The 23729-nt window shown below is 64.2% G+C and carries 23 protein-coding genes and 1 pseudogene; 14 read left to right on the top strand and 10 right to left on the bottom strand.

What is annotated here, in order from left to right; all coding sequences use genetic code 11:
* The 3 genes from ACDA63_RS19050 to ACDA63_RS19040 form a co-directional block, all read left to right on the top strand.
* Nucleotides 1-612 (top strand): OmpA family protein (locus ACDA63_RS19050; protein ID WP_373664881.1); only part of this gene is annotated, 612 nt, incomplete at its 5' end.
* 54 nt (nt 613-666) lie between these two features.
* Complete coding sequence (locus tag ACDA63_RS19045; RefSeq protein ID WP_373664880.1) at nt 667-1047, top strand: hypothetical protein; 381 nt, start codon at nt 667-669, stop codon at nt 1045-1047.
* 112 nt (nt 1048-1159) lie between these two features.
* Nucleotides 1160-1762 carry a LuxR C-terminal-related transcriptional regulator gene (locus ACDA63_RS19040; RefSeq protein ID WP_373664878.1) on the top strand — a complete coding sequence of 201 codons (603 nt, stop codon included), beginning with the start codon at nt 1160-1162 and terminating at the stop codon, nt 1760-1762.
* A 129-nt stretch (nt 1763-1891) separates the two neighbouring features.
* Here the strand turns inward: ACDA63_RS19040 and ACDA63_RS19035 are convergent, their stop codons facing one another.
* From ACDA63_RS19035 to ACDA63_RS19025, 3 genes are all read right to left on the bottom strand, one after another.
* The gene (locus ACDA63_RS19035; protein WP_373664877.1) at nt 1892-3874 is read right to left on the bottom strand and encodes a gamma-glutamyltransferase family protein; all 1983 of its coding nucleotides are present in this window, start codon (nt 3872-3874) and stop codon (nt 1892-1894) included.
* Nucleotides 3875-4543: 669 nt separating this feature from the next.
* Nucleotides 4544-4990, bottom strand: a complete 447-nt coding sequence (locus ACDA63_RS19030) for an NAD-dependent epimerase/dehydratase family protein (RefSeq protein ID WP_373664876.1) — start codon at nt 4988-4990, stop codon at nt 4544-4546.
* 11 nt (nt 4991-5001) lie between these two features.
* Nucleotides 5002-5304: a hypothetical protein gene (locus tag ACDA63_RS19025; RefSeq protein WP_373664875.1), complete on the bottom strand. Its 303-nt coding sequence runs from the start codon at nt 5302-5304 to the stop codon at nt 5002-5004.
* Nucleotides 5305-5439: 135 nt separating this feature from the next.
* On the opposite strand from ACDA63_RS19025, the gene ACDA63_RS19020 reads away from it, so the two are divergent.
* Genes ACDA63_RS19020 through ACDA63_RS19010 form a run of 3 tightly spaced genes read left to right on the top strand, consistent with a single transcriptional unit; the run spans nt 5440 to nt 6946 of the window.
* Nucleotides 5440-5655 carry a molybdopterin-binding protein gene (locus ACDA63_RS19020; protein ID WP_373664874.1) on the top strand — a complete coding sequence of 72 codons (216 nt, stop codon included), beginning with the start codon at nt 5440-5442 and terminating at the stop codon, nt 5653-5655.
* A 23-nt stretch (nt 5656-5678) separates the two neighbouring features.
* Nucleotides 5679-6314 (top strand): RBBP9/YdeN family alpha/beta hydrolase, encoded by a 636-nt coding sequence (locus ACDA63_RS19015; protein WP_373664873.1) that lies wholly within the window; start codon nt 5679-5681, stop codon nt 6312-6314.
* A complete protein-coding gene (locus ACDA63_RS19010; protein WP_373664872.1) occupies nt 6311-6946 on the top strand; it encodes a peroxiredoxin in 636 nt (211 codons plus the stop codon). Before ACDA63_RS19015 ends, ACDA63_RS19010 begins: the two co-directional genes overlap by 4 nt.
* An 81-nt stretch (nt 6947-7027) precedes the next feature.
* Here ACDA63_RS19010 and rnk read toward each other — a convergent pair whose 3' ends face one another.
* The 4 genes from rnk to ACDA63_RS18990 all read right to left on the bottom strand — a co-directional run bounded on the left by rnk (nt 7028) and on the right by ACDA63_RS18990 (nt 9852).
* On the bottom strand, nt 7028-7441 hold the full coding sequence (gene rnk / locus ACDA63_RS19005; RefSeq protein WP_373664871.1) for a nucleoside diphosphate kinase regulator: 414 nt from the start codon (nt 7439-7441) through the stop codon (nt 7028-7030).
* Between the two features lie 76 nt (nt 7442-7517).
* Nucleotides 7518-8075 carry an elongation factor P gene (efp, locus tag ACDA63_RS19000; protein WP_373664870.1) on the bottom strand — a complete coding sequence of 186 codons (558 nt, stop codon included), beginning with the start codon at nt 8073-8075 and terminating at the stop codon, nt 7518-7520.
* Between the two features lie 74 nt (nt 8076-8149).
* Entirely contained in the window at nt 8150-9304 is a 1155-nt protein-coding gene (earP, locus tag ACDA63_RS18995) for an elongation factor P maturation arginine rhamnosyltransferase EarP (RefSeq protein ID WP_373664869.1), read from the bottom strand.
* The gene (locus tag ACDA63_RS18990; RefSeq protein ID WP_373664868.1) at nt 9301-9852 is read right to left on the bottom strand and encodes a DUF2239 family protein; all 552 of its coding nucleotides are present in this window, start codon (nt 9850-9852) and stop codon (nt 9301-9303) included. The genes earP and ACDA63_RS18990 overlap by 4 nt, the downstream gene beginning before the upstream one ends.
* Before the next feature lie 126 nt (nt 9853-9978).
* On the opposite strand from ACDA63_RS18990, the gene ACDA63_RS18985 reads away from it, so the two are divergent.
* Nucleotides 9979-11151: an MFS transporter gene (locus ACDA63_RS18985; protein ID WP_373664867.1), complete on the top strand. Its 1173-nt coding sequence runs from the start codon at nt 9979-9981 to the stop codon at nt 11149-11151.
* On the opposite strand, the gene ACDA63_RS18980 is transcribed toward ACDA63_RS18985, so the two are convergent.
* Together ACDA63_RS18980 and ACDA63_RS18975 are read right to left on the bottom strand one after the other, a co-directional pair.
* Nucleotides 11152-14694, bottom strand: a complete 3543-nt coding sequence (locus tag ACDA63_RS18980; RefSeq protein WP_373664866.1) for a transporter substrate-binding domain-containing protein — start codon at nt 14692-14694, stop codon at nt 11152-11154. It abuts the gene before it with no gap.
* A gap of 134 nt (nt 14695-14828) precedes the next feature.
* Nucleotides 14829-15539 carry a response regulator gene (locus ACDA63_RS18975; RefSeq protein WP_373664865.1) on the bottom strand — a complete coding sequence of 237 codons (711 nt, stop codon included), beginning with the start codon at nt 15537-15539 and terminating at the stop codon, nt 14829-14831.
* A gap of 640 nt (nt 15540-16179) precedes the next feature.
* On the opposite strand from ACDA63_RS18975, the gene fucP reads away from it, so the two are divergent.
* The 7 genes from fucP (at nt 16180) to ACDA63_RS18940 (ending at nt 23531) form a co-directional block, all read left to right on the top strand.
* Complete coding sequence (gene fucP, locus ACDA63_RS18970) at nt 16180-17439, top strand: L-fucose:H+ symporter permease (protein ID WP_373664864.1); 1260 nt, start codon at nt 16180-16182, stop codon at nt 17437-17439.
* Nucleotides 17440-17819: 380 nt separating this feature from the next.
* Nucleotides 17820-19358 carry a hypothetical protein gene (locus tag ACDA63_RS18965; RefSeq protein ID WP_373664863.1) on the top strand — a complete coding sequence of 513 codons (1539 nt, stop codon included), beginning with the start codon at nt 17820-17822 and terminating at the stop codon, nt 19356-19358.
* Between the two features lie 74 nt (nt 19359-19432).
* The gene (locus ACDA63_RS18960) at nt 19433-19795 is read left to right on the top strand and encodes a hypothetical protein (protein ID WP_373664862.1); all 363 of its coding nucleotides are present in this window, start codon (nt 19433-19435) and stop codon (nt 19793-19795) included.
* A gap of 7 nt (nt 19796-19802) precedes the next feature.
* Nucleotides 19803-20480, top strand: coding sequence for a C39 family peptidase (locus tag ACDA63_RS18955; protein WP_373664861.1), 678 nt, complete (start codon nt 19803-19805; stop codon nt 20478-20480).
* 4 nt (nt 20481-20484) lie between these two features.
* Nucleotides 20485-21027: a hypothetical protein gene (locus tag ACDA63_RS18950; RefSeq protein ID WP_373664860.1), complete on the top strand. Its 543-nt coding sequence runs from the start codon at nt 20485-20487 to the stop codon at nt 21025-21027.
* Nucleotides 21028-21168: 141 nt separating this feature from the next.
* Nucleotides 21169-23145 (top strand): PhoX family phosphatase, encoded by a 1977-nt coding sequence (locus tag ACDA63_RS18945; protein WP_373664859.1) that lies wholly within the window; start codon nt 21169-21171, stop codon nt 23143-23145.
* Between the two features lie 119 nt (nt 23146-23264).
* Nucleotides 23265-23531 carry a hypothetical protein gene (locus ACDA63_RS18940; protein WP_373664858.1) on the top strand — a complete coding sequence of 89 codons (267 nt, stop codon included), beginning with the start codon at nt 23265-23267 and terminating at the stop codon, nt 23529-23531.
* A gap of 4 nt (nt 23532-23535) precedes the next feature.
* Here the strand turns inward: ACDA63_RS18940 and ACDA63_RS18935 are convergent.
* Nucleotides 23536-23729: pseudogene (locus ACDA63_RS18935) on the bottom strand (EEP domain-containing protein); the annotation flags it as partial.

Raw genomic sequence — 23729 nt, 5'->3', positions numbered from 1 at the left:
GCGAACCTCGACAGGATGAAGGCCGACCCGCGCTTCCAGAACTGCCCACCGGCACAGAAGCGCATCGCCTGCCAGGAAGTGAACCTCATGTGGGCGGGGCACAACGCCTGGGCACGCGCATTCGAGACCGCGCAGAAGAAAGTGGCTGGCGTGGAAGGGCAGATGGCGCTCGCGCAAGCCGATCTGGAAAGCTGCACATCACCCGACAAACCCGTGCCGCCCCCCCCGCCGCAAGTGCTGCCGCCGGTGATCAACCTCGGGGCGGATGCGCTCTTCAAGTTCGACAAGAGTGGCGCGGCCGACATGTTGCCTGAGGGGCGCGCCAAGCTCGACGCACTGGCCGAGACCTTGCAGAAAGTGAAGACCGTCAAGGCGCTGAGCATCGTCGGCCACACCGACCGGCTGGGCACGGACGCCTACAACGCTGCTCTGTCGCAGCGCCGCGCGGACACCGTGATGGCCTACCTCAAGGCGCGCGGCGTGACGCAGCCGATGCGCGCCCAGGGCGTGGGCAGCGGCGCGCCCCTGGTGCAATGTCCGGGGCCGGCGAGCAATGCCGTCAAGGCGTGTCTGCAACCGAACCGGCGCGTGGAGATCCGCGTGGAGCAGTGAGGTGCGGGGCGGGTGCCGCCAGCATGACGGCGCCCGATCGGCGAAGGAGAACGCATGACACATCGTCTGACGACAATCGTCGCCGCATGCAGTACGTGGCGCGGCGCGCAGATCGCTGGATGGCTGCGCGACGGGATGGAGGCGGAGGCCTTGTGCACGGACATCGCCGAGCTTGTCGACGCCGTGCTCGCGCATGCGCCGGATGTGGTGGTCGTGGACATCGACGCCTGTCGCGTGCGGCGCCGAGTCATCGAAGACATCGCTTCTGTCCCGGCGCGTTGGGAGCATGCCGAACTCATTGCGCTGGTGCCGCCGTTGTATTTCACGCAGACCTGGACGATGCCGCGCATTGCGGCGCACGCGGTATTGGTGAGGCAGTCGTCGCAGGATGTCCTGTGCCGGGCGGTGAATGATCGAGTCAGGCGGCTGCGCTGAGGCGCCGGCCGTGCTGCGTCTCCGTTCGCCTTGGAGATGCCGCATGGACGCGATGCATTGATCCGCGCGGCGCTCTGCTAGACCCCGCGCGAGAGGGGAAAGGGAGGAAGACATGGATCGTCCGATCAGGGTGGCGCTGATGGGAGACAGACCGCTCTTCTCCACTGCGATGGCGGACATTCTCGGGGCGCAAGCCGGGATCAAGGTTGTCGCGGATATCGGTCTGGATGGGGACGTGGACGGTCTCCAACGTGCGGCGCCGGACATCGTGCTCATTCATTTCGGCACCGCCGTGCCGCCGCTTGAAACGGTCAAGGCCATCATTTCGCGCCTCGCCGCGTTCAACACGACGAAGACAGTCGTCGTCGTTCCGAAAGCGCTGTCGATTTCCGTGAACCGCATCCGCAAGGCCAATGCCACCGCTTTCGTCGAAGACGAGACGCTGTTCACCAGCGCCTCGGCGATCATCCACGCGGTCATGGATGGGTATGTCTGTTACCCCGCCGCCCCCGACGATCCGCTGCCGACGCTGTCCGAATCCGACTTGAGGGTATTCCTGGGTCTGGCCCGCGGGATGAGCGTAAAGGACATGGCCAAGACCATGGACGTCAGCGTCAGCACGATACGTACCCGCAAATCGAATGTCATGCGGGCGCTCGGTTGCACGGACGTGATCGAACTCATCGAGCTGGCCGAGGCGTTGTACTGCGACTGAAGCGCGTCGTTCGCTGTTGTACCGGCAGGGCGCGCAATGATCTGGACGCCTGGTCTCCAGCGGGATGCCGTTCGTCGTGGCCTCTGTGCGACAAGGCGCAGCTCTGTTCGAGATGCGCCTTGTTTCGCCTCACATGGCGCCGTCGCCGAGGACAATGCCTTCGCGCCGAGGGTCGACCCCGCCTTCCAGTTGGGTCTGGCCGTTCCGGGTGACGCGCATGATGGTCGATACCCCGCTGGACTGGGCGCCATTGGACACCGTGTGGCCCTTTGCCCGCAGGCCGGCAATGAGCGCACTCAGATCGAGCGAGGTATTCGAGCCGTCCACGTTGGTGGTGGCGCTGTTGGCGGCGCCGAAGTTCACCAGCGAGGTGGCCTGCTGCGCATCGAGCCCCCAGTCGATCGCGCCCACCACCGTCTTGAGCACGTACTGGATGATGGTGGCGCCGCCGGGCGAGCCCGTGGCCATGAAGAAGTCCCCGGGTTGCGTGCCCCTGAAAACCAGGGTCGGTGCCATCGTGCTGCGTGGACGCTTGCCGGAGGCCACGCGGTTGGCCACCAGTGCGCCTGTACTGTCGGTCGGCTGCGCGGAGAAGTCTGTGAGCTGGTTGGTGAGCAAGAAGCCATCCACCATGTGGAACGAGCCCATGCTCGATTCGACCGTCGTGGTCATCGAGACGACGTTGCCGTAGGCGTCAACAATGGAGAAATGCGTGGTGCCATGCTCGACGGTTTTGTCGACGCCCAGCGGTACGTCCCCGAGGTTGCCTGCGGGGGCGACGCCGATTGAATTGCCGTTGGGGTTGATGAGCGCGGCGCGCTGCTTGAGATAAGCCTTGTCGATCATGGTCGACACGCCATTGCCCGGCAGCGGGACGAAATCGGTGTCGGCGACGTACTTGTCGCGGTCCGCGTACGCCAGTCGTTCGGCATCCGAAATGAGATGCACACCCAGCACGCTGGGTATGCCGCCTTCGTTGGCCGGATTGGTTGGCGCATATTGCGAAAGGTTGAAGGTCTCAAGGATGCCCAACGACTGAGCGATGCCGATGCCCCCTGACGAAGGCGGGGCCATGGTGCAGACGTAATAGGCGTCGCGGTATGTGGCGCACACCGGATCGCGCTTCTTGGCCTGGTAGTTCTTGATGTCATCCACCGTCATGAGGCTGGGCGTGATCGGCGTGCGGGCGGCATCGTCCCCCACCGACTGGGCGGCCTTGGCCACGATGTCGGCGGCCAGTTGCCCGGTGTACAACGCGTCGGCCCCCTGGCTGGCGATCGTGCGAAGCGTCTGCGCGTAGGGTTCGTTCGTGGTGAACGTGCCGGTCGCTTTGGGCGTGCCGTCGGCGTTGAAGAACGCTGCCACGGCGTTGGCATCCAGACGCAGGCTGGCGGCGTTGCTGCTGATGGCGTCGCCAAGGCGGCCGGGGATTCTGTAGCCGTTGCTCGCCAGGTTGATGCCTTCGTTGAACAGGTCACGCCACGCGAGCTTGCCGTGCTCTTTGTGAGCCATATCGAGCATGCGCATGACGCCCGGGACGCCAATCGAGCGGCCGCTGCGCCGCGCATTGGGGACCGGCGCCGGCGACGAGGCGTCGGCCTGGTTCTGGCGCACGAGGTAGTAATTGTTGGCGGCCGCCGGCGCGGTTTCGCGGCCGTCGTAGGCCGTGACCTTCTTGCTGGCCGCGTCGTAGTACAGCATGAAGGCGCTGCCGGCGATGGTGCTCGACTGCGGCTCCACCAGGCCAAGCACCGCTTGCACGGCGATCGCGGCGTCTACCGCCGTGCCGCCGGATTTGAGCACTTCGCAGCCCGCTTTTACCGCCAGCGGCGTGTTCGCCACCACCATGTAGCTGTTCGAGTACTTGGCCTTGTAGCCCAGGCGATAGCCGGATGCCGCTTCCGGTGCGGCCGGGTCGCCGCTGAGACCGGAACCAACCACCACTGGAGTGCCCGTGCTGGAGAGTGCCGAGCAGCTTTGCGGATCGCTGTCCACAATGAGGCCGGCAGAAGCGGAATCGCCAGCCGTGTTGCCGTCGTCGTTACCGCACCCCAGGACGACCGCCGAAGCGGTCAATGAAACAAGTGCCCATCGCCAATTTCTGCGCTGCATCGCGATTCCCCTCTGTTGGGTTGGAAAGCTGATTGCCGGCAGACCTGTTGCAGGAAATATATGGTCGGAGTGTGTGTATCGCTGTAGGTGTATTCCATGTCTAGCAAATACCGCATGGCGCGATTGGAGATGCAGATCGGGGCGCTCTGACGGGCTGCGGCCGTGCGGGACAGTTCCAAGTGCGAGGTGTCGGCATTCAATGCCAGCGACATGCGAGCGGAGTGGCCATCCACATTGAGTTGCGACAGCAGAGTGGGTCCGGCGCGTGGCGGCGAGCTATGGATGCGTTCGCCCACGTGGCTTTGAGATGCCGGCTGCCATCCACTTAACTCGGCGAGCAGCGCCCGTTCTCTCTGTTGCGCTTGCAAGGTCTACATCGTCCCGGGCGGATGTTGGGGGGCTCTCGGTGCCAGGGCAGTAAACAGATAAGAAAAGGACGCGGCTTCAGTTGCTATTGCCCAGCCTGGCAAGCTCATCCGAAGCCAGTACGAGCACTCCTGCCGCCATCGGAACGGTTTTGATCAGCGACAGCGCCACCGCCCGCGCATGTACCGGGCGGTAGGTGCCGGGCAGGACGGGAGCAAGCAGCTTTGCGATCGGAATCGCGATCAGTTCCCCGATGCGCGTGGGTTGTTGCAGGCCGCTGCGGTAGTCCAGCAGAAGCGAGGGCTATGCAATCACCAGTGCTGCAAGATCCATAGCCTTGAGCGCGTCCTCCAGCTCGCCCTTCACGCGGTTGTAGAACACGGAGGATGTCGCGTTTGCCGCTGCGGCGCTGACCACCCCTATGCGGCGAGCACCGGCAGCGACGGCTGCCTGAGCCACAGCAAGATTGGCTTCAAGATCGACGGCGCGAAACGCCGCCTGGCTGCCGGCAACCTTGATGGTGGTGCCCAGCGCCAGATACACCTCGTCAGCCCTGGGGAGCGTTGGCAGACGGCCGAAATCCACGATGTGAACCTGCAACTTGGGATGGCTGACGTTCGGTGCCCGACGCCCCAGCGCATGCACCCGTCCTACATTCGGCTCGGCCAGCAAGGCCTGCAGTATCTGACCGCCCACCAAGCCTGTCGCACCCGCAAGAATGACTTCGCGTTGATCGGCAAGAGCCGTCATGGCACTTCTCCTCAGTTCACACGCATGGCATGACGGGCACTGTCAGGTGTCTGCCCCGTCAAGTCCTGGAATGCCCGATAGAACGAATTGGGTTCTGCAACGCCGAGCAGGAAGGCGATCCTTTCGTCCGACGCCAGGCTCATGGGTGCGAGAAGCTGTTGGTACCTGGCGGGGCGTTGCACCGCCTGCATGAAATTGGCACTGCACAAGGCGGCGAACAGTGGCGGATCGAACACCTCGGCCCGAGCCGCCGCGCGTCGGGGACTATAGACTTTCCGCGGCGATGACGAAATGCCGTCCATGCCGCCCGGCATGCGGATCGCGCCATGACACCAGACACGTCTTGTCCACAGCGCAGCGTGGAATATGCAATGCACCTTTAATTCGTTCCCTCCGGCCCGCTTCACCTCGTACAGTGGCCGTACCCCAATCAGACAGAGAGAACGAACATGAGCATCCAGGCGATCAATGTGCGCAACCAGTTCCGCGGCAAGGTCAAGGAGATCGTGCGCGGGGACGTGGTCAGCGAGGTCGATGTGGAGACGTCGTCGGGCATCGTCACGTCGGTGATCACGACGCGCTCGGTCGATGAGCTGGGCCTCAAGGTGGGGCGCGAGGTCGTGGCCCTGGTCAAGTCGACCGAGGTGTCCATCGCGACCCTCTGATGGCCGCCTGACGGAGCTGCACCATGTCCACTGTGCTCATCGTGCCCGGCCTTCACGGCAGCGGGCCACAACATTGGCAGAGCTGGTTCGAGTCGCAATTGCCGGGCGCGGTGCGCGTCGAGCAGAGCGATTGGGAAACGCCGTACCTGCCGCGTTGGGCAGGAGCCGTCCGGCGTGAGCTGGATCGTGCCAACGGCCATGTGTGGATCGTGGCGCATAGCTTTGGCTGTCTGGCCAGCGCGCATGCGGCGTGGGATTTCCGCGACCGCATCGCGGGCGTGATGTTCGTCGCGCCGGCAGACCCGGATAAATTCGGCGTGCGCGAAATGCTGCCCGACCAGCACCTCGGCTTTCCGAGCGTGGTGGTGGCAAGCACCAACGATCCGTGGGTGCGCCTGATGAAGGCGGCATACCTGGCCGAGCGCTGGGGCAGCCACTTCATCAATGTCGGCGCCGCCGGGCATATCAACATCGATTCAGGATTCGGGCCTTGGCCGGAAGGGCTACGCATTTTTGAGCAGCTTCGCCAGACGCAGTCGGATCTGCCGCTGGGGCGGCTGGATGCCGCCGGCAGCGCCGGCAAGTCCGTGCGCAAGAACGGCAACGCACCGCGACGCGGCGGTTTCAACTGGATGAGCTATTTGGGAGAGGCATCATGAGTTTGCGGCTTGGAGATACGGCGCCCGATTTCGAGCAGGACTCGTCGGAAGGCCGGATTCGCTTTCATGAATGGCTGGGCAATAGCTGGGGCGTGCTGTTTTCGCACCCAGCCGACTTTACGCCCGTGTGCACCACCGAGCTGGGGCTGACGGCCAAGCTCAAGGACAAGTTCGCCGAGCGCGGCGTGAAGGTGATCGCGCTGTCGGTCGACCCGGTCGAGTCGCACGTGAAGTGGATCGACGACATCAACGATACGCAGCGAACGACGGTGAACTTTCCCATCATCGCGGATGCGGACCGCAAGGTGTCGGAGCTGTACGACCTGATTCATCCGAACGCGAGCACGACGGCGACGGTGCGTTCGCTGTTCGTGATCGATCCGAACAAGAAGGTGCGCTTGGTCATCACCTACCCGGCCAGCACAGGACGCAATTTCGACGAGATCCTGCGCGTCATCGATTCACTGCAGCTCACCGACAAGCATTCGGTGGCAACACCGGGCAACTGGAAGCAGGGCGATGAAGTCGTCATCGTGCCGTCGCTGCAGGACCCGGACGAGATCAAGCGCCGTTTTCCGGCGGGCTATCGTGCGGAGCGTCCGTATCTGCGCCTGACGCCGCAGCCGAAGTAAGTCGCCGCGCATCCATGGCATTCGGGCCGCGTACTCGTCAGTGCGAGTCGCGGCCCGATGCGTTTTGTGTGCAGCCGTATGCTATTCGCCGAGGTCTTCGCCGTGTGCTTCGGGCTGCCACGTCACCGCGATCACGCGCAGCGTGACCGTCTTGCCGCTCGGCACGCGCCATTGGATGTTCTGGCCCGCGCGCAGCCCCAGCAGCGCGCTGCCGATCGGGGTGAGGATGGAGATGCGCGGCTTGTCCTGCTTGTCCGCGTCGCGCGGGAACGACAGCGTGGACTCGCTCTCGCCATCACCCCCTTCGATGGCGAAGCGCACCGTGGAATTCATCGTCACGAGATCGCTCGGCGCGGCACGCGGGTCGATGATGTCGGCACGGTCGATCTCTTCCGACAGGGCGGCGCCATTCGGCGCATTGCGGCCAGCCGGCGAATCCAACAACGCGCGCAGGCGGTCGTAATCGAAGCTGGTCAGGGTGATGGCGGTTTTCATGCGGTTCTCCTCCGGCGGTGACTCAAAAGAAAAGGGGCTGTTGCCAGCCCCTTTTCCTGAGTGATGCCTGGCTGGCTTATTTGACGCGGTTGCGGTACTCGTCGGTGCGGGTGTCGATTTCGATCTTGTCACCGATTTCGACGAAGGCCGGAACCGGCAGTTCGAAGCCGGTGGCGAGCTTGGCGGGTTTCATGACCTTGCCCGAAGTGTCGCCCTTGACGGCCGGTTCGGTGTAGACCACTTCACGCACGACCGAGGTCGGCAGTTCGACCGAGATGGCCTTCTCGTTGTAGAACACCACTTCGCATTGCAGGCCGTCTTCCAGGTACTTGAGTGCGTCGGTCATGTTTTCCGACTCGATCTCGAACTGGTTGTAGTCGGCGTCCATGAAGACATACATCGGATCGGCGAAGTAAGAGTAGGTCACTTCCTTGCGATCGAGCTGAACGACTTCGAACTTGTCGTCGGCCTTGTAGACCGACTCCGACGGCGCGCCGGTGAGCAGGTTCTTCAGCTTCATCTTGACGACGGCGGCGTTGCGGCCGGACTTGTTATATTCGGACTTTTGCACGACCAGAGCGTCGTTGCCGACCATGATCACGTTGCCGGAGCGCAATTCTTGAGCAGTTTTCATTGATACACCTAGCGGGTTTCGGCTCCCGCTTAAGGGGGCCTGACGGGTTTTATAACTGGTTGAAACCAAACCCATTATTCTACCAAGCTCTTGCAAAAAAGCGCTAGGTGGCCCGCGAGGTCACCTTGTTTTGCGCGCGCTTCGGCCCATTGGTCGGCATGCGCACGCAAGGCCGGCAGCGCCAGGTCGAGCGCGGCCCAGGCCTTGCCGATGCTTTCTGGCGCTTCGTTCCAGGCGATCCAGGCGTCTTGCAGCGCTGCGCAGGCGTCGGTTGCGAGGCCTTCGCCATAGACCTCCAGAAAGGCGTGGAGCTTTTCCATGTGGGCGTTCTCGTCCTGCCGATAGATGTGCCAGACGAATGGGCGGCGGGCCCATTGCGCGCGGACGAAGGAGTCCTCTCCGCGCACGAAATTCAGATCGCTCATCCACAGGAGCCGGTCGTAATCCTCCTGCGACATGAACGGCAATACGCTGAGGCGCAACGCGCCCGCGTCGATGACGTCGCCCGGCGCCAGCGAGTCTCGACCGCTCCATGCCGCGACGGCGGGCAGTGGCCGTCCGGCCGGAACCGCGCAATGCACCGCCTGCTTGCCTGCTGCCCACGCGTCGAGCAAGCCGGGCAGGGCAGGGTTTTCGTAGCTGAAGAGCGATACGCGCAGCGCTCCGCTATGCGGGGGCGCGACGCCCATGCGCGACCACCAGTCGGTTTGGCCGGCGAGGTCGTCCAGCCACGCCGTTCGGCGCGCATCGAGCCAGTTTTCTTTGATGAGTCCGCCGGTTCCCGCCCGCACGCCGGGGAAGAAGAAGTGCTTGCGCAATCCGAGTTGCGGATGCGTCGACGCCAGTCCGTGACACCCGGTCACCCAGTCTTCGGCCGACAGGTATTCCAGGTTGATCCACACCGGCCGCTTTGCGCGTCGCGCCATGCTGGCGAGATAGGCGGCCGGCAGTTCGCACGCGAATGCCTCGATGACCACGTCTGCGGGCTCCGCCGAGGCGGCCGATTGCGGCGTCCAGTGGCGGACGTCGACGCCGTCGAGCATCTGCTGCGGGACATCCCGCGCGGCGGGTGCGATGCTGCGCAGCGCGCTCAGATCATCTACCCACAGCCGCAGAGGGACGCCGTGCTCGTTCGCCAGCTGGCGCGCGAGTCGCCAGCACACGCCGACATCGCCAAAGTTATCGACGACCGTGCAGAACAGGTCCCAGGTCGGTACGGTCGGCGTCACTCGGATTCACCGTCAGTCGTCAGCAGATGTCGGACGTGTGCCTGTATGTCGGCGGGCCAGGCGGCGATGTGGGCGAAAACCCCTTCGATGTCGCCGCGGTAGAGCGCGCGCGTGGCCTCTTCGTATCCGGCACGGTCGCCACCCATCACCATCATGAAACGGTCGGCCGCCTCCTGCGCCAATCGGTGGCGCGTCTGGTCGTCCGCCTTGCGGGCCTGGTCGACGAGCCGCCGCAGCGTCACCGACGCGCCGCCCTGTTGCGCGCCGAGCCAATCCCAGTGGCGGGGCAGCAAGGTGACCTCGCGCGCGACCACCCCCAGGCGCGGACGACCCGGCGCGCGCCGCGACCCTTCGGCTGCGTCGTCCGATGCCGCCGAAGGCATCTCGCGCAGGTCGATGTCGCGCTGACGCCCGCTTTCGTCGAAGACAAGAAGCGCACGGTCGGGAAACGATTCGAGCGCACGACGGGCGGCCACGGTCACCTGGGGCAGGCTGCCGCTGGCAAGACGGGTGTCGCCAAGGAAAGCGACGTATTCGTTGGAAGACATGGGTGCTCCGGTATGTGAACTGGCTGCATTATTGTCCGGGTAAAAATCGTCGTCAATATATCCGGGTAAAATATTTTGCCGAAGTAAATCGTTAAAGTTGTATGACAACTGGCGTACAATGTGCCGATGTCGTCCCGCATCAATCCGCAGATCTTTTCCCTCATTGCTGTTTCGCTCCTCGCCCACGTGACCATGTCCGGCGGCCGGGTGACGGCATCCCTGTACGCCTTGCAGCACGGCGGCTCGGAGGCCCTCGCCGGCGTGGCATACAGTCTTTACAACCTGCTCCCCGCGTTCCTTTCGCTCGCCTGCGGACGGTGGGTGGACCGCGTCGGGCCGCGTCGAGTGATGCGCATCAGCCTTGTGCTGATGATTGCCGGGCTGGCGCTGCCGGCGATGTGGGATTCGATCTATGCCGTGTTCGGGACGGCAATTCTCAGCGGCTTGGGTTTTTCCAATTACATGCTGGCCGCGCACGTCGCCGTCGGCCTGATGCCGTTCGAGCGGGAAAGCGACCGTGTCGGCATGTTCGGCTGGCTGCAGATGGGCAATTCGGTGTCCGCTGTGGTGGGGCCTTCGATCACCGGTTTGATGATCGACTTCCGGGGCTTCGGCGCGGCCTTCGGCATGCTGGCGGCGATCGTCGCCGCCAGTCTTGCGTGTTCGTTCCGGGTCCGTCTGCCCTCTACCGGACGCGTCCGCCCTGCCGCGGAGGCTGGCGACAATCTTATGGCGCTGGTGTGGCGCGACCCGCAACTGCTGCGCGTGTATGCCGTCGCCATGACGATCTCGCTGTCGTGGGACGGCTTCGTTTTCATGGCGCCGGTGCTGGGGCATGCGCGCGGCTACACCGCGACCGAAGTCGGCATGGTGTTGTCGGCATTCGCATGCGGGACGTTCTCGGTCCGTGCGCTGTTGCCATGGTTGTCACGCGTGCTGTCGGAGTGGCGCATGCTGGCGCTGGCCTTCACCGTGTCGGCGTGCGTCTTCATCAGCCTGCCTTTCGTGCATGTCGGCTGGCTGCATGCGCTCATGGGGTTCATCTTCGGGCTGGCGGCGGGCGGGGGGCACCCCAATATCGTCAGCCTGATCTATCGCTATGTGCCGCAGGGCCGGGTGGGCGAGGGGATCGGCCTGCGCTCGCTGGCCGGCAATCTCACAGGCCTGGTCGGCCCGTCGGTGTTCGGCGCGATCTCCGCCGTGTTTGGCGTCGTGCCGGTGTTCCTGCTGGTTGGTGGCGTGATGGGCGCCTCGAGCTGGCAGGCGCGACGTGGCGCCCGCCTGGCGACGGCCGTGTGATCAGGCGGCCAACGCCTTATCGAGACTGGCGTCCAGTTCGGCCAGCGCCGACCGGAGTTCGCCAAAGGCTTGCAGTGCGCGCGGCGCATCCTGATCGCGGCAGGCTTCTTCGACGGCCCGGCACGGGTCGATGCAGCTTTCGGCGGCGAGCAGCCGAAGGGGGCCGATGATCTTGTGGGCCAGCTTGCCGGCTTCGGACAGATCGTTGGCCGCAATGGCTGCTTCAATTGCCGGCAGATCGACGCGATTGGATTCGCGAATGGCGGTCACGAACTGGCGTGCTGCTTCGTGCTGCCCACCGAATACGGCCTGCAGGGCGCCGATCGCCGGGTGCTCCGCCGTGGCGCCGGCCTTGGCGTTGCGGGCTGTCGGCGCCAGGATTTCACCCCATTGGTCCAGCCCGACCGGCTTGGACAGACAGGCGTCCATGCCGGCCGCGCGCGCTTCGGCGAGCACTTCTTCCTGCGGGCTGGCAGTGAGTCCGATGATGCGTCCCGGCGTGCGTTCTTCTTCCTGTTCGATGGCTCGGATACGACGGGTGAGCACATCGCCGCTCATACCGGGCATGAAGAAATCGGTGATGACGACGGAATAGTCGCCTTCGCGCCAGAGATCGAGCGCGTCGATGCCGTCATTGGCTTCATCGACCTCGCAACCGAAATACTCCATCTGGCTGCGCAATACGATGCGGTTGGCCGGGTGGTCGTCGACAATCAGTACGCGTACGCCGGCCAGGTCGACAGCGTCGTCGTTGGCTTCCTGACCGGTTTCTTCCTGCGCGCACGCGACGCCAAGCCGCAGCGAAAAACTGACCGTCGTCCCCTTGCCGGGCGTGCTGTCCATGCGGATGTCGCCGCCCATCTTGTGGACGAGCCGCTGGCAGATCGACAGGCCGAGCCCGGTTCCGCCGGTCCGTCCAGGAATGGGCGCCGCCTGGGTAAACGGCTGGAACAGGCGTTCGCGATCTTCCGCCGATATGCCGACGCCCGTGTCGATGACTTCCGCATCGAGGATGATCGCCTGGCCCGATTGCCGCGCCGAATAGCGGAAAACGACGCTTCCGCGATCGGTGAACTTGATCGCGTTCGACAGCAGGTTGCTGACGATCTGCCGCACGCGCAGCGGGTCGCAATTGGCCCACACGGCGCCCGGCGTGTCGGTTTCGACGCGCAGCGTGATCCGCTTCTGGCGGGCCAGGCCGTTGAAGGTCTTCACCACGGTCTGCATCAGCGCGGCGATGTCGACCGGCTGCTCCACGAGCTGCAGCTTGCCCGCCTCGATCTTCGACATGTCGAGAATGTCATCGATCAGCCCGAGCAGGCTGCGCGCCGCGTCTCGCGAAATGGTCAGCGCTTCGTGCGTGGGCGGCGACAGGCGCTGGCGCCGCAACTGCAATTCCAGCAGGCCGATGATGGCGTTCATCGGCGTGCGGATTTCGTGACTCATCGTAGCGAGGAACTTCGACTTTGCCCGGTCGGCTGATTCGGCGGCTTCCTTCGCGTGCACAAGCGCGTTTTCGAGCGCGGCGCGGTCGGTAATGTCGAGCCAGCCGCCGACGAACCATTGCCTGCCGTCGCGACCCGGTAGCGGGGCGAGCCAGTAATACAGGCGTCGCTCTTCGCCGTGGAAGTTGGCGGTCACCTCGGTCCTTGCCGGGCGGCCCGTCTCGCGAACCTGGTCGTAGACGCTGCGGTAGCGCTGGTAGTTGGCGTCGTCCATGTTGTGACGCGCCGTAATGTCCGGGCCCGCGTTCTGGACGTCCGGCCACTTATGGCCTGTGGCCTCGCAGAAGGCCGTGTTGACGGTGACCAGCTTGAGGTCGGCATCGCGCACGAATATCGGCAGCGGCACGCCATCGAGCAGCGTTGTCTGGAAGGCCAGTTCCGAGCTCAGACGTCGTTCGGCTTCGGCACGGCGGCGGACCTGGCGGCGCAGCGAGTAGCTCCATGCCGCGAACAGGCCGACGATGGCCAGCATGGCGCAGGCGGCGTAGATGAGTTCCTTGCGATAGCGATGCTGACCGGCGTCCGGAGTGGGGACGAAATACCAGCGGCGGCGCAGCGTTTCGAGTTCGCCCGGCGTGAGGCTGATGATCACCTTGTTGATGATGCTGAGCAGTTCCGGATTGTCGGGGCGCACTGCCATGCCGATCGGGCGGGGCACTTCGCTGATCGTTCCTGTGATGCTCAGCGTGTCCGGGTGATAGCGGCTGATGATGTATTGCGCAATGGCGATGTCCGCCACGGTGGCGTCTGCCTGGCCGTTGGCCACCATGGTGAAGGAGGCGTCCGTGTTGTCAGCCGTGCGCATGCTGGATGTGCCCACGTGCGATTCGACCTGCGACCAGAAGGGAGAGCCCGGTACCAATGCCACAGACTGCCCGGGCAATTGCGACGGCCCCCTGATGCGCGAGCCGTTCTTGCGCGTGACGATGACCGCCAGGCCGTTTCCGTAGGGCCGGCTGAATGCCATGAAGGCGCGGCGCTCGGGAGTCTGCACGGCTGCGGGGAGGATGTCGACCCGCCCGTTCACGAGCTTGTTCAGGCCACTCGTGGAGGTCGAATGGACCTCCGGCGCGAACTGCAGCCCGGTACGCTCCGAGACGATGCCGAGCATGTCGATGGCCATGCCGGAAAGCGAGCCGGACTCGTTGCGGAACATGTAGGGCGGCGCGTCGGCGAAGGAGGAGTAGCGCACGACGGGGTGTGTGCGGATCCATTCGGATTCGGCCTGCGTGAGCTGTATCTGCTGCGACAGGGCGAGATGATTGACGCTCTCCCAGCGCGAGCGGATTTCGAGCTGGAACGTGGACGGCAGGTGCTCGAGCGCCTGATTGATCAGCCCCAGCAGAATCTGCTGGTCGTCCCGCGTGGCGAAGTAATAGCCGTCTTCGTCGAAGGCCGCAAAATTGGTGATCTTCAGGTTGAGCAGATGCAACTGCTCGATGAGATAGTTCGCCTCGCCCATGTTGCCGATGAAGGCATCGGTCTCCCCGAACGCCACGGCCTGCAGCGCTTCGAGCGAATTGCGGCGCGGGTCGGGGCGCCAGTCCGGATAGTAGCGGCGCAGCCGGGCGACCTGGACGTGCTCTGGCACATACGCGAGCGATTTATTGGGGGATGCGGCCTCGCCGTCGGCGACGCGTGTGACGAGCACCATCTTGTTCGGCATGTACTCGTGGCTGTACGCCAGTTGCCGGTTCTCGATGCCGGAGCGCACCACGGTGGTCGTGACGATATCGATGAGGCCGCGTCGCGCGGCATCCTTCATGTCGGCCCGCGACGCGAACGTGCGCCATTCCAGGTCGACGTTGAGTACCGATGCAATCGCCTGCAGGTAGTCGACCGAGATGCCGTAGAACTGATCGTTCTCGGCCATGTCGTACGGCGGCAGGTCGTTGGGAACGATGCCCGCCACCAGGCGCCAGTTCTTGCTGGCAAGGTATGCGCGTTCGGCGGGGCTTGTGGCGAGACGGGACGTATCCACCACCAGGTGCGGAGGCGGTTCGCCTGAAGGCGCGTCGTCGCGGCTTGGCGCGCTCATGCCGGACATCGGCACGCAAGCCAGCGCGAGCGCAAGCATCCGGGCGAGCCAGGCCCGCCAGGGCCTGCCCGAAGCTGATACCAACGAGAAGGTCATGACGGCGAACCTACGATATGCCGTACCGCGGCCAGCCGTCAGTCGACGAGGTGGTTGGTCTTGGCGAAGGTAACGAGATCCGCGACGCTGGACAGGTGCAGCTTTTCCAGGATGCGCATCTTGTAGGTGCTGATGGTCTTCTGGCTCAGGCAGAGCTTGTCTGCGAGGTCCTTGTTGCTGTCGCCGACGGCCAGACCCAGCAGCACGGTCATTTCGCGTACCGACAGCTTGCTCAGCAGGTCGGGGTCGCCATTGCCGGACGAGCCCACGTGCAGCACCGGGAAGCAGTTGAAGCCGGACGTCACCACCGTCGCCGCGTGAAGAATGTCGGAGATGTCCTTGGTCTTGTTGACGAAACCATTGCCGCCGGCCTGCATCACCTTGACCGCGTACAGACGTTCGTCGCGGGCCGACAGGACCAGTACGCGCACCGCGCTGTTGTACGACTTGATGCGATGGATGAGTTCGAGACCATCGATGTCGGGCAGGCTCAGGTCGACCACCACCAGATCGGGAGCGAACTTGCGGACCTTGTCGAGACCTTCGACGCCTTCGCCGGCCTCCGCCACGACGGACAGCGTGCCCTGGCTCTCCAGGATGCTCCGGATGGCGACCCGCACAGCCGGATGGTCGTCGATCAGGACGACTGACTTCACTCGCGCGTTGCTTGCATCGTTCTCTGCATCGGGCATCGCTCCTCCGCCCAGCTGGGAGAGGATGGAAATCTGTTGCTTGGGTGGCGAGCTCATAAAAATATCCTGAATGAAATGGAGCCTTGCCTTTCAGCAGGCGTCTTGCTGTTATCTCGAATCGTTCTCGTCCGGAATTCCGTTCGCTTTGTCATCGTCTGGAACTTCCCAAATGAAGGATATTCGTCGATTAGGATGACGGCGATTTCTGACGTAGGTCGGATTGTTTAGTTGTTTTAATGAAAACGCTATATTCCAGACGGCCTTGATTGTTAATAATCAATAACTTAAATGAAAGCGACGTTTTGTCAGATTGTCCCTGGTTTTTAACGGCAAAAAACTTGTTTCTGTAATCAGAACTATCTGATTAACGTGCAAGAAATAGATTATGTCCGACGATGCTGCGGAATCTTTGTATAGGAATCACGCCGCCAAATACCGATGATCGTCGGCTTGCGTATCCGAGACTACTGAAATCACGTCCTGCGATGCTGTAAGCGAGCTTGCCGGAATGTTCGACAATTGCCGGTCATGCGGGAAATATTCCGACCCCGCCCTGCCGTCCGTTGTTTGCTCCAACGCAAAGGTGACATTCTCCTCATCTACGTGGCATGCTCAGCCCCTTGCGATGCGCCCAACTCCCGGCGGCCCGTCCGGACCCTGCTGCCGGCCCTGATCGAAAAACAACGTGGAGGATGTCATGAGCTCCGAGAGCCAAGGCAAGACGTACACGAGCGCGCTCACCGCGCTGACGGTGCTGTTTTTCATGTGGGGGCTGATCACCTCCCTCAACGACATCCTGGTGCCGCACCTCAAGGCACTGTTCACGCTGAACTACTTCCAGGCGATGCTGGTGCAGTTCTGCTTCTTTGCAGCCTATTTCGTCATGTCGCTGCCGGCCGGCTACTTCATCGAGCGACTGGGCTACAAGGCGGGGATCATCATCGGTCTGATCATGGCCGGCGTCGGGTGCCTGATGTTCTACCCGGCCGCGGGCATGAAGTCGTACCCATTCTTCCTTGCCGCACTGTTCATTCTGGCTTGCGGCATCGCCATCCTCCAGGTCGCGGCCAATCCCTACGTGACCGCGCTGGGCGCGCCGGAAACCGCGTCCAGCCGGCTCAATCTGACGCAGGCGTTCAACTCGCTGGGCACGACACTCGGACCCATGCTGGGGGCAGCGCTGATTCTCTCCGTCGCCGTGAAGAGTGCCGCCGAACTGCAGGCGCTCACTCCCGAACAACTGGCGGCGTACGAACAGGCCCAGGTGTCGTCGGTACAGGTGCCGTACCTTGGACTGGCTGCGGTGCTGATCGCAATCGCGATCTTCGTCGCGCTGTACAAACTGCCGCGGGTGGAAGAAACCCAGCAGGATGAGCAGCACGCCGTGTTGCCGCAGCGGCACAGCGTATGGGCCTATCCGCACCTGTTGCTCGGCGCCGTGGCGATCTTTGCGTACGTGGGCGCCGAGGTCGCCATCGGCAGCCTGATGGTCAGCCTGCTGGGCCTGCCCGACGTGGCGGCCATGCCGGCGGAGCAGGCCGGCAAATACCTGTCGATCTACTGGGGACTGGCGATGGTGGGCCGTTTCATCGGCAGCGCGCTGATGCGCAGTATCCGCCCGAGCCGTTTGCTGACCTTCAACGCCATCGTGAATATCGTGCTGATCGTCTCGGCGATGAGCATGGGCGGGAAGGCGGCGATGTGGGGCATGCTGACCATCGGGCTGTTCAACTCGATCATGTTCCCGACCATCTTCTCGCTTGCGCTGGTGGGCCTCGGTCGCTTTACCAGCGAAGGCTCCGGCATGCTGTGCATGGCCATCGTCGGCGGTGCGATCATCCCGCTCGTGCAGGGGTTTTCCGCCGACCACACAGGACTGCTGGCGTCGTTCTTCGTGCCGGTCATCTGCTACGCGTACATCGTGTTCTACGGCTGGAGAGGGCATCGGCCTCGCTGAGCGTACGGCGTACGCGAGCATCTGCCTCGTTGCGATCTACCAAGGAACGGCCCTGCGGGGCCGTTCTCTTTTGCGGCGGCGCCTAGGGTCCCCTCCACGAGCATGTATCGATCGCGAAACATCTACCCCATGGGGCAATGCATAAAAAATGTCCGTGCTTTCAGTGTGTTGATTCTCTTCGCGGCCAAATGGCGGAAAAGCCTGCCCGGAGGGCTGTATCGCCGCTGATACACCTTCGTGTCGTTCTTCGTGCCTTCTTCAGCCTGGTGAAGAATTTTCTCTGCAAATTCAATGGCTTGAATTGCCGGCATGCAAGTTGCCTTAGAGGGCAAACCAAGCATGGCGTGGGGCCAGGTCTTGGCTTTTTGCGGAGAACAGCGATGAAAAGAACCCTGATGTACAGCGCAATCGCGCTCGCCTTCGGCTTCGCCAGTCAGGCCTGGGCGGACGTCTCCAATGATGTGGGCAGGCGCAGCGGTGGGGGCAACACCCTGAATGCAACAGACAGCAGCCAGCACAACCCTTCGGACCAGAACAACGACAAGAGCACCGGTGACAATCGCAACAACGAAGGCTATTCGGCTGCTTGGGGCCAGGGGACGGCTTCGGCGGCGACGAATTCCACCGCCACCTCGGCCATCACTGACTCCTTCAAGCAGACCTCGGTGGTCGCCGTCTCCAAACTCGAAGGCACCGTCTCGCACATTCGCGTGAACGGCCTGGGCAACACCGCCTTCAACGTGGGTAGCGCAGCGGGCGGTGCCAGCGGCACGGCCAACGGCGGCGACGGCGGACGGGCCTCCGGCGGCGACGCCAGGGGCGCCAATGGCGATCGTGGTGGCACTGCGGTAGGCGCCAACGGCGGTACGGGTGCGGCTGGTGCAACGGCGCGTTCGGGCAGCGCGGACAGCGGCTCCGCACGTGGTGCAGTGGGCGGCGACGGCGGTGATGCCGTCGGCGCGCTGGCGGGCGGCAGCGGCTCGGCCCGGTCCAGTGGTGGCGACGCGGGCGCCGGCGCGGTGGCCGTGGGCGGCGATGCGCGCTCCTCCGGCGGCAGCACGTCGGGCAGAGGCGGCTCAGCCGGTGCCGGCGGCATTGCGGCTGCAGGCGGCGGCCGGGGCTCGGGCGGTGACTCCGGCGCCGGGGCGGTAGGCGGCTCGGGCGCTTCGGGCGCAGGGTCGCTGGGCGGCCTGAGCGCGAGCGGCGCGGGTGGCGGCCGTGGCGGCGATTCTTCAGGCGGCGCACGTGGTGCCGGCAATGACTCCGTCGCCAACACGGGCGGCGCAGGTGGCAGCCCGACCAGTACCAGTGGCGCAGGCGGAGCCGCCACGGCGACTTCCACTTCCGGCAGCAACACGCAGTCGCCCTCGTCGACCGGCGGCAGCACCGCCAACACGGGCGGCACGGCGACCGGTGGCGCAACGACGGCTGACGGCGGCGCGGTGACCGGCACGGGCGGCAACCCGACATCCACCGGCGGCGCAGCCACCACCGGCGCGACGTCGGCGGCGGGCGGCGGTGCCAACAGCACTTCCGGCAACGGCGGCACGGCCACCAACACCGCAGCGGCGGGCGGCAACGGCGGCACGGCAACTTCCGGCGCAGCGACCAGTGGCAGCGCCACAGCAGGGTCCGGCGGCTCCGGCGGTGCAGGTGGCGGCAATACGGCCGGCAACGGCGGTGCTGGCGGCACCAACACGGCGGGCGACGCCACTGGCGGTACGGGCGGGGCCGCGACCAGCGGCACGGGCGGCAACGGCGGCACCATCACGGTGGATGCCGGCGTGTTCAACCTGTCCAACACCGTTACGGGCAGCTTCTCGAACAGCGCTGGTATCACGCTGAGCAGCCAGAACACCGGCATCGGCGCCCTCGTTCAGCAAAGTGTGACGGTGCAAGGCAACGTCTATCCCCGCTGAGCACATGGTTGGGTAATACGGACTGCGGGGCGCGATGCGCCTCGTAGTCCGGCAGATAACCGAGGAGACCCACCATGAAATCCACCTTGTCGATGCTGGCGTTGGCCCTGGCGCTGGTGATTCTGTTGGGCGGCGCCAACTCGGCACGCGCCGACGGCGACGGCACAGGAGGGCGGACGGCGTCCCTGCCTTTTGCGGCCAAGGCCATGGACGACTCGATGCTCGAAACGCAGCGCGGAGGGGCGGACCATACGCTGAGCGACATCCGGTCGTATGGCAGCGTGGCCGACGTGACCACCGTTGACGCCGTCACCGGCTACAACGTCGTGCGCGAGGGCTCGGTCACGGGCAACGCCGGCATGCCGCTGCTGATCCAGAACAGCGGGAACGGCGTGTTGATCCAGAACGCCGTCATTCTCAACGTACAGGTGCAATGAGCGCATCGTGAGATACGCCGTCATCCTGATTCTGTGTGCGCTTGGCGCCGTCCCGCCGGCATGGGGCGGCGACGTTGTCGTGGAGGTGGCGGGCGGCAGCTATTCGCTGCACCTCACCAGCATCAAGGAAATGCGCTTCGCTTCGACGATGCGCCAGCAATATGACTTCAGTTGCGGGTCGGCCGCCGTGGCGACTTTGCTGACTTACCAGTACGGCTCGCCGGTGACCGAGGCGGCCGTCTTTACCCGCATGTTCGCGCAGGGCAACCGCGCCAAGATCCAGCGCGAAGGTTTCTCGATGCTCGACATGAAACGCTACCTCGACGCATCGGGCTTCGGCAGCGACGGGCTGGAGATCACGCTCGACCAGCTCGCCTCGGCCAAAGTGCCGGCCATCGCGCTGGTCAAGGAAGAGGGCTACATGCACTTCGTCGTCATCAAGGGCGTGCGCGACGGTCGCGTTCTTCTGGGCGATCCCGCGCTCGGCACCCGCGTGATGTCGCGCGAAAAGTTCGAAACCCTGTGGACCAACGGCATCCTGCTGGTGGTGACCGTGCGCACACAGGAGGCCGTGTTCAACAACGAGCGCGACTGGCGGATACGTCCCGTGGCGCCATTGCAGCGCGTGTTCGATCTGACCGGGCTGGATACTCAACTGGTCCGTCGCGGACCAATGGATTACTGATGCCATGACACACGGTGCTGCGCGCCTCTCGCGAATGTGCCTGCTGGCAGCATCCGTGGCGGCGTGGCCCGTCATGGGCCTGGCTGATGGCGACGTGCCCACGCTCACGCCCATGCAGCCGATCTTCGCCAGCGCGCGCCGGCTCAGCGATGATGCGCTCGATGACATGCGCGGGGGCTTCGAAGCGCCCGGCGGCCTGTCGGTGTCGTTCGGCATCGAGCGGGTGGTGTACGTCAACGGCGAACTGGCCAGCGTCACCACGCTCAACGTTGGCGATCTGGCGTCGGCGACTGCGGGCATCGCCCCGATCGTGACGACCAACGCTTCGGGCTCTGCGGTCATTGTGCAGAACGGCGCGGGCAACTTTGTCGACATCGGCGCGCTGTCCGGCAATAACGGCTATGCCACGATCATTCAGAACTCGCTGGATGGACAGAACCTGCAGACGGTCACCACCATCGACGCCCGCGTCAACGCCATGCAACTGTTGCGTGGCGAGTTGCTCACCCGATCGGTGGCAGACGCCATCGTCAATTCCCTGCACTGATCCGTCCCCGCTTCGGCGTTCGGCGCGCGTGTCATATCAGCGTCACCGCAGCTTAATATTCGTTGCCTAGCATTCCCCGTTGCATTCACCGCGACGGACTCCGCTCTAGAGAGTCCTAGCCATGCTCAATGGGGAAACAGAATGACGCAACAACACGACCAATCGCGCCGCCGCGCGCTCAAGTTCCTTTCCGGCGCATCGATCCTGCCGCTGGCCACCGTCGGCAACGCCGCCTGGCTGCTGTCCGCCTGCGGCAGCGACGATAACAACAACGGCGACAGCGTTGCCAGTTCGAGCAGTTCCAGCAAGGCCACTGTCAGTTCGGTGAGCTTCGCTTCGATGGCCGCGCCCGCGCTGGCCAACGCCGCCGCCATGGCGACGACCACCGTCGGCTCCAAGATGGTCGTCAAGTACAGCGACGGCACCACGCAGCCGTACGATCTGCACTACGAAACCTTCTTCATCACCGGCGACATGGTGTCCAACGGCGCTGGCGGCACGATCCTCGCTGGCGGTTACGTCGACATCAACAACAAGCCGATCATCGACGCCACCTACACGGGCGGGCGTCAATTCTTCTCCGACTCGCCGGACGGCATGTCGTTGCTGACGCTGGCCAACGCCAGCGTGGCGGGCGTCAAGGGCAACACGGTTTTCGCCGTCGTGCAGTTCGAGTACACCTCGCGAAACGCCAAGGGCGACTCGGTCTACGGCATGCTGCCCTCGCCGATCGCCGTGCTCACGCTCGACCAGGACAAGACCACCGGCAAGCTCTCGCTGGTCAAGTACCACAACGTCGACACCAGCGGCGCCCATGGCCTGTGGATCACCTGCGGCGCCAGCCTGTCGCCGTGGAATACCCACCTGTCGAGCGAGGAGTACTACCCGGATGCGCTGACGGCCGCGACCAACGCGCAACTGCAGGCCTACAGCACGAACCTCTACGGCGACGCCACCAAGGCCAATCCGTACCACTACGGTCATCTGCCGGAGGTCACCGTCAATGCCGACGGCACGGGCTCGATCAAGAAGCACTACTGCATGGGCCGCATTTCGCACGAACTCATCCAGGTCATGCCGGATGAGCGCACTGCGCTGATGGGCGACGACCAGAGCAACGGCGGTCTGTTCATGTTCGTTGCCGACAAGGCGCGCGATCTGTCGTCCGGCACGCTGTACGTTGCCAAGTGGACGCAGAAGACCACCGCCAACGGCGGCAGCGCGGACCTCTCATGGATCAAGCTCGGTTCGGCCACCAGCGCCGAAATCGAAGCGCTGGCCAACACGCTCAAGATCGGCAACATCGTCGATGTCAAGACGGCCGACCCGGCCGACGCCACCTACACCAAGATCCCGTTCGGCGGCAAAAGCAACTGGGTCAAGTTCGTCGCGGGGCAAGAGAAGGCGGCCGCTTTCCTCGAAACCCACCGCTACGCAGCGTTCAAGGGCGGCAGCCTGGGCTTTACCAAGATGGAAGGCACGACCGTCAACATCAAGGACAAGGTCGCCTACAGTGCGATCAGCGCCATTGGCACGCAGATGAAGGACGGCTCGGGGGGCGTGTCGATCACCGGGCCGTCGGCCGGCGCGGTGTACGCGCTCAACCTCAAGGGCGGCCAGAAGGACGATACGGGCACAGCCATCAATAGCGAATGGGTGCCAGTCGACATGGCCGCCTACCTGATCGCCGAAGACCTTTCCACGGCCGACGCGTTGGGCAACCTTGCCAACCCGGACAAGATCGCCAACCCCGACAACCTCAAGTTCTCGGAAAAGCTGCGCACATTGTTCATCGGTGAAGATAGCAGCACGCACGTCAATAATTTCTTGTGGGCGTACAACGTCGACACCAAGGAGCTGACGCGCCTGCTGTCGTGCCCGTCGGGCGCCGAATCGACCGGCCTGCACGCGGTCGATCAAGTCAATGGCTTCACGTACATCATGAGCAACTTCCAGCACCCGGGCGACTGGGAACTGACCAAGGATTCGGCGGGCAACGTCATCGGCGGCCTGCATTTCAAGGTCTACACCACGCTGGACCCGCTGATCCGTGCCAACTACAAGGATCGCTACGGCGCCGCCGTGGGCTATCTGACCGGTATGCCGACGCTGGCGTAACACCGCGGCAGCATGAAGGGGGCAGACGGGCGCTTCGGCGCCCGTTTTCTTTCGCGCTGCAAGGTGCGTTCCGTCATGCGACGCGCCAACATGGACGCTTGCCTTCATGAGGATCGACCGTGAGCTGGTCATGCATGACGCTTGGCGATGGCGTCGAAGCACTGCTTCCTTTGCGCGCGCTGCAAAGCGAATTCGAAGTACGTTGGCGCGAGGCCGGCCGACCCGCCGGGGCGACGCTATACGTACTGCACGCACAGGCGGGCCTGCATTGCCAGGTGACGGCGTATTTCTCTCCGGCCGCCCGCGATATTGCATCGGCGCTGGACGCCACGCCATGCGCGACGCCGCCTGACCTGGATCGGCTGGAACGACTTGCCGGCGCCTAGGCGGCTATAGCTGCACTTCCGTTATCAACGCCGCATGGTCGGATAGATGCGACCACGGGCGCGACGCCAGTACGCGCGAACCGCGCGTCTTGACGTTGCGAACGTAAATGCGGTCCAGCGGTAGCAGTGGGCGGCGTGAAGGGAACGTGCGCGCCGGGCGCCCATGCGCTTCATCGAACACTTCGCGCAGACCGCCCA

This window comes from Uliginosibacterium sp. sgz301328, from assembly GCF_041807905.1.
In the GTDB taxonomy this organism is placed as follows: Bacteria; Pseudomonadota; Gammaproteobacteria; order Burkholderiales; family Rhodocyclaceae; genus JBGVSA01.
Note: the sequence above shows the minus strand (reverse complement) of the source record. Positions and strands in the feature narration are given on the sequence as shown.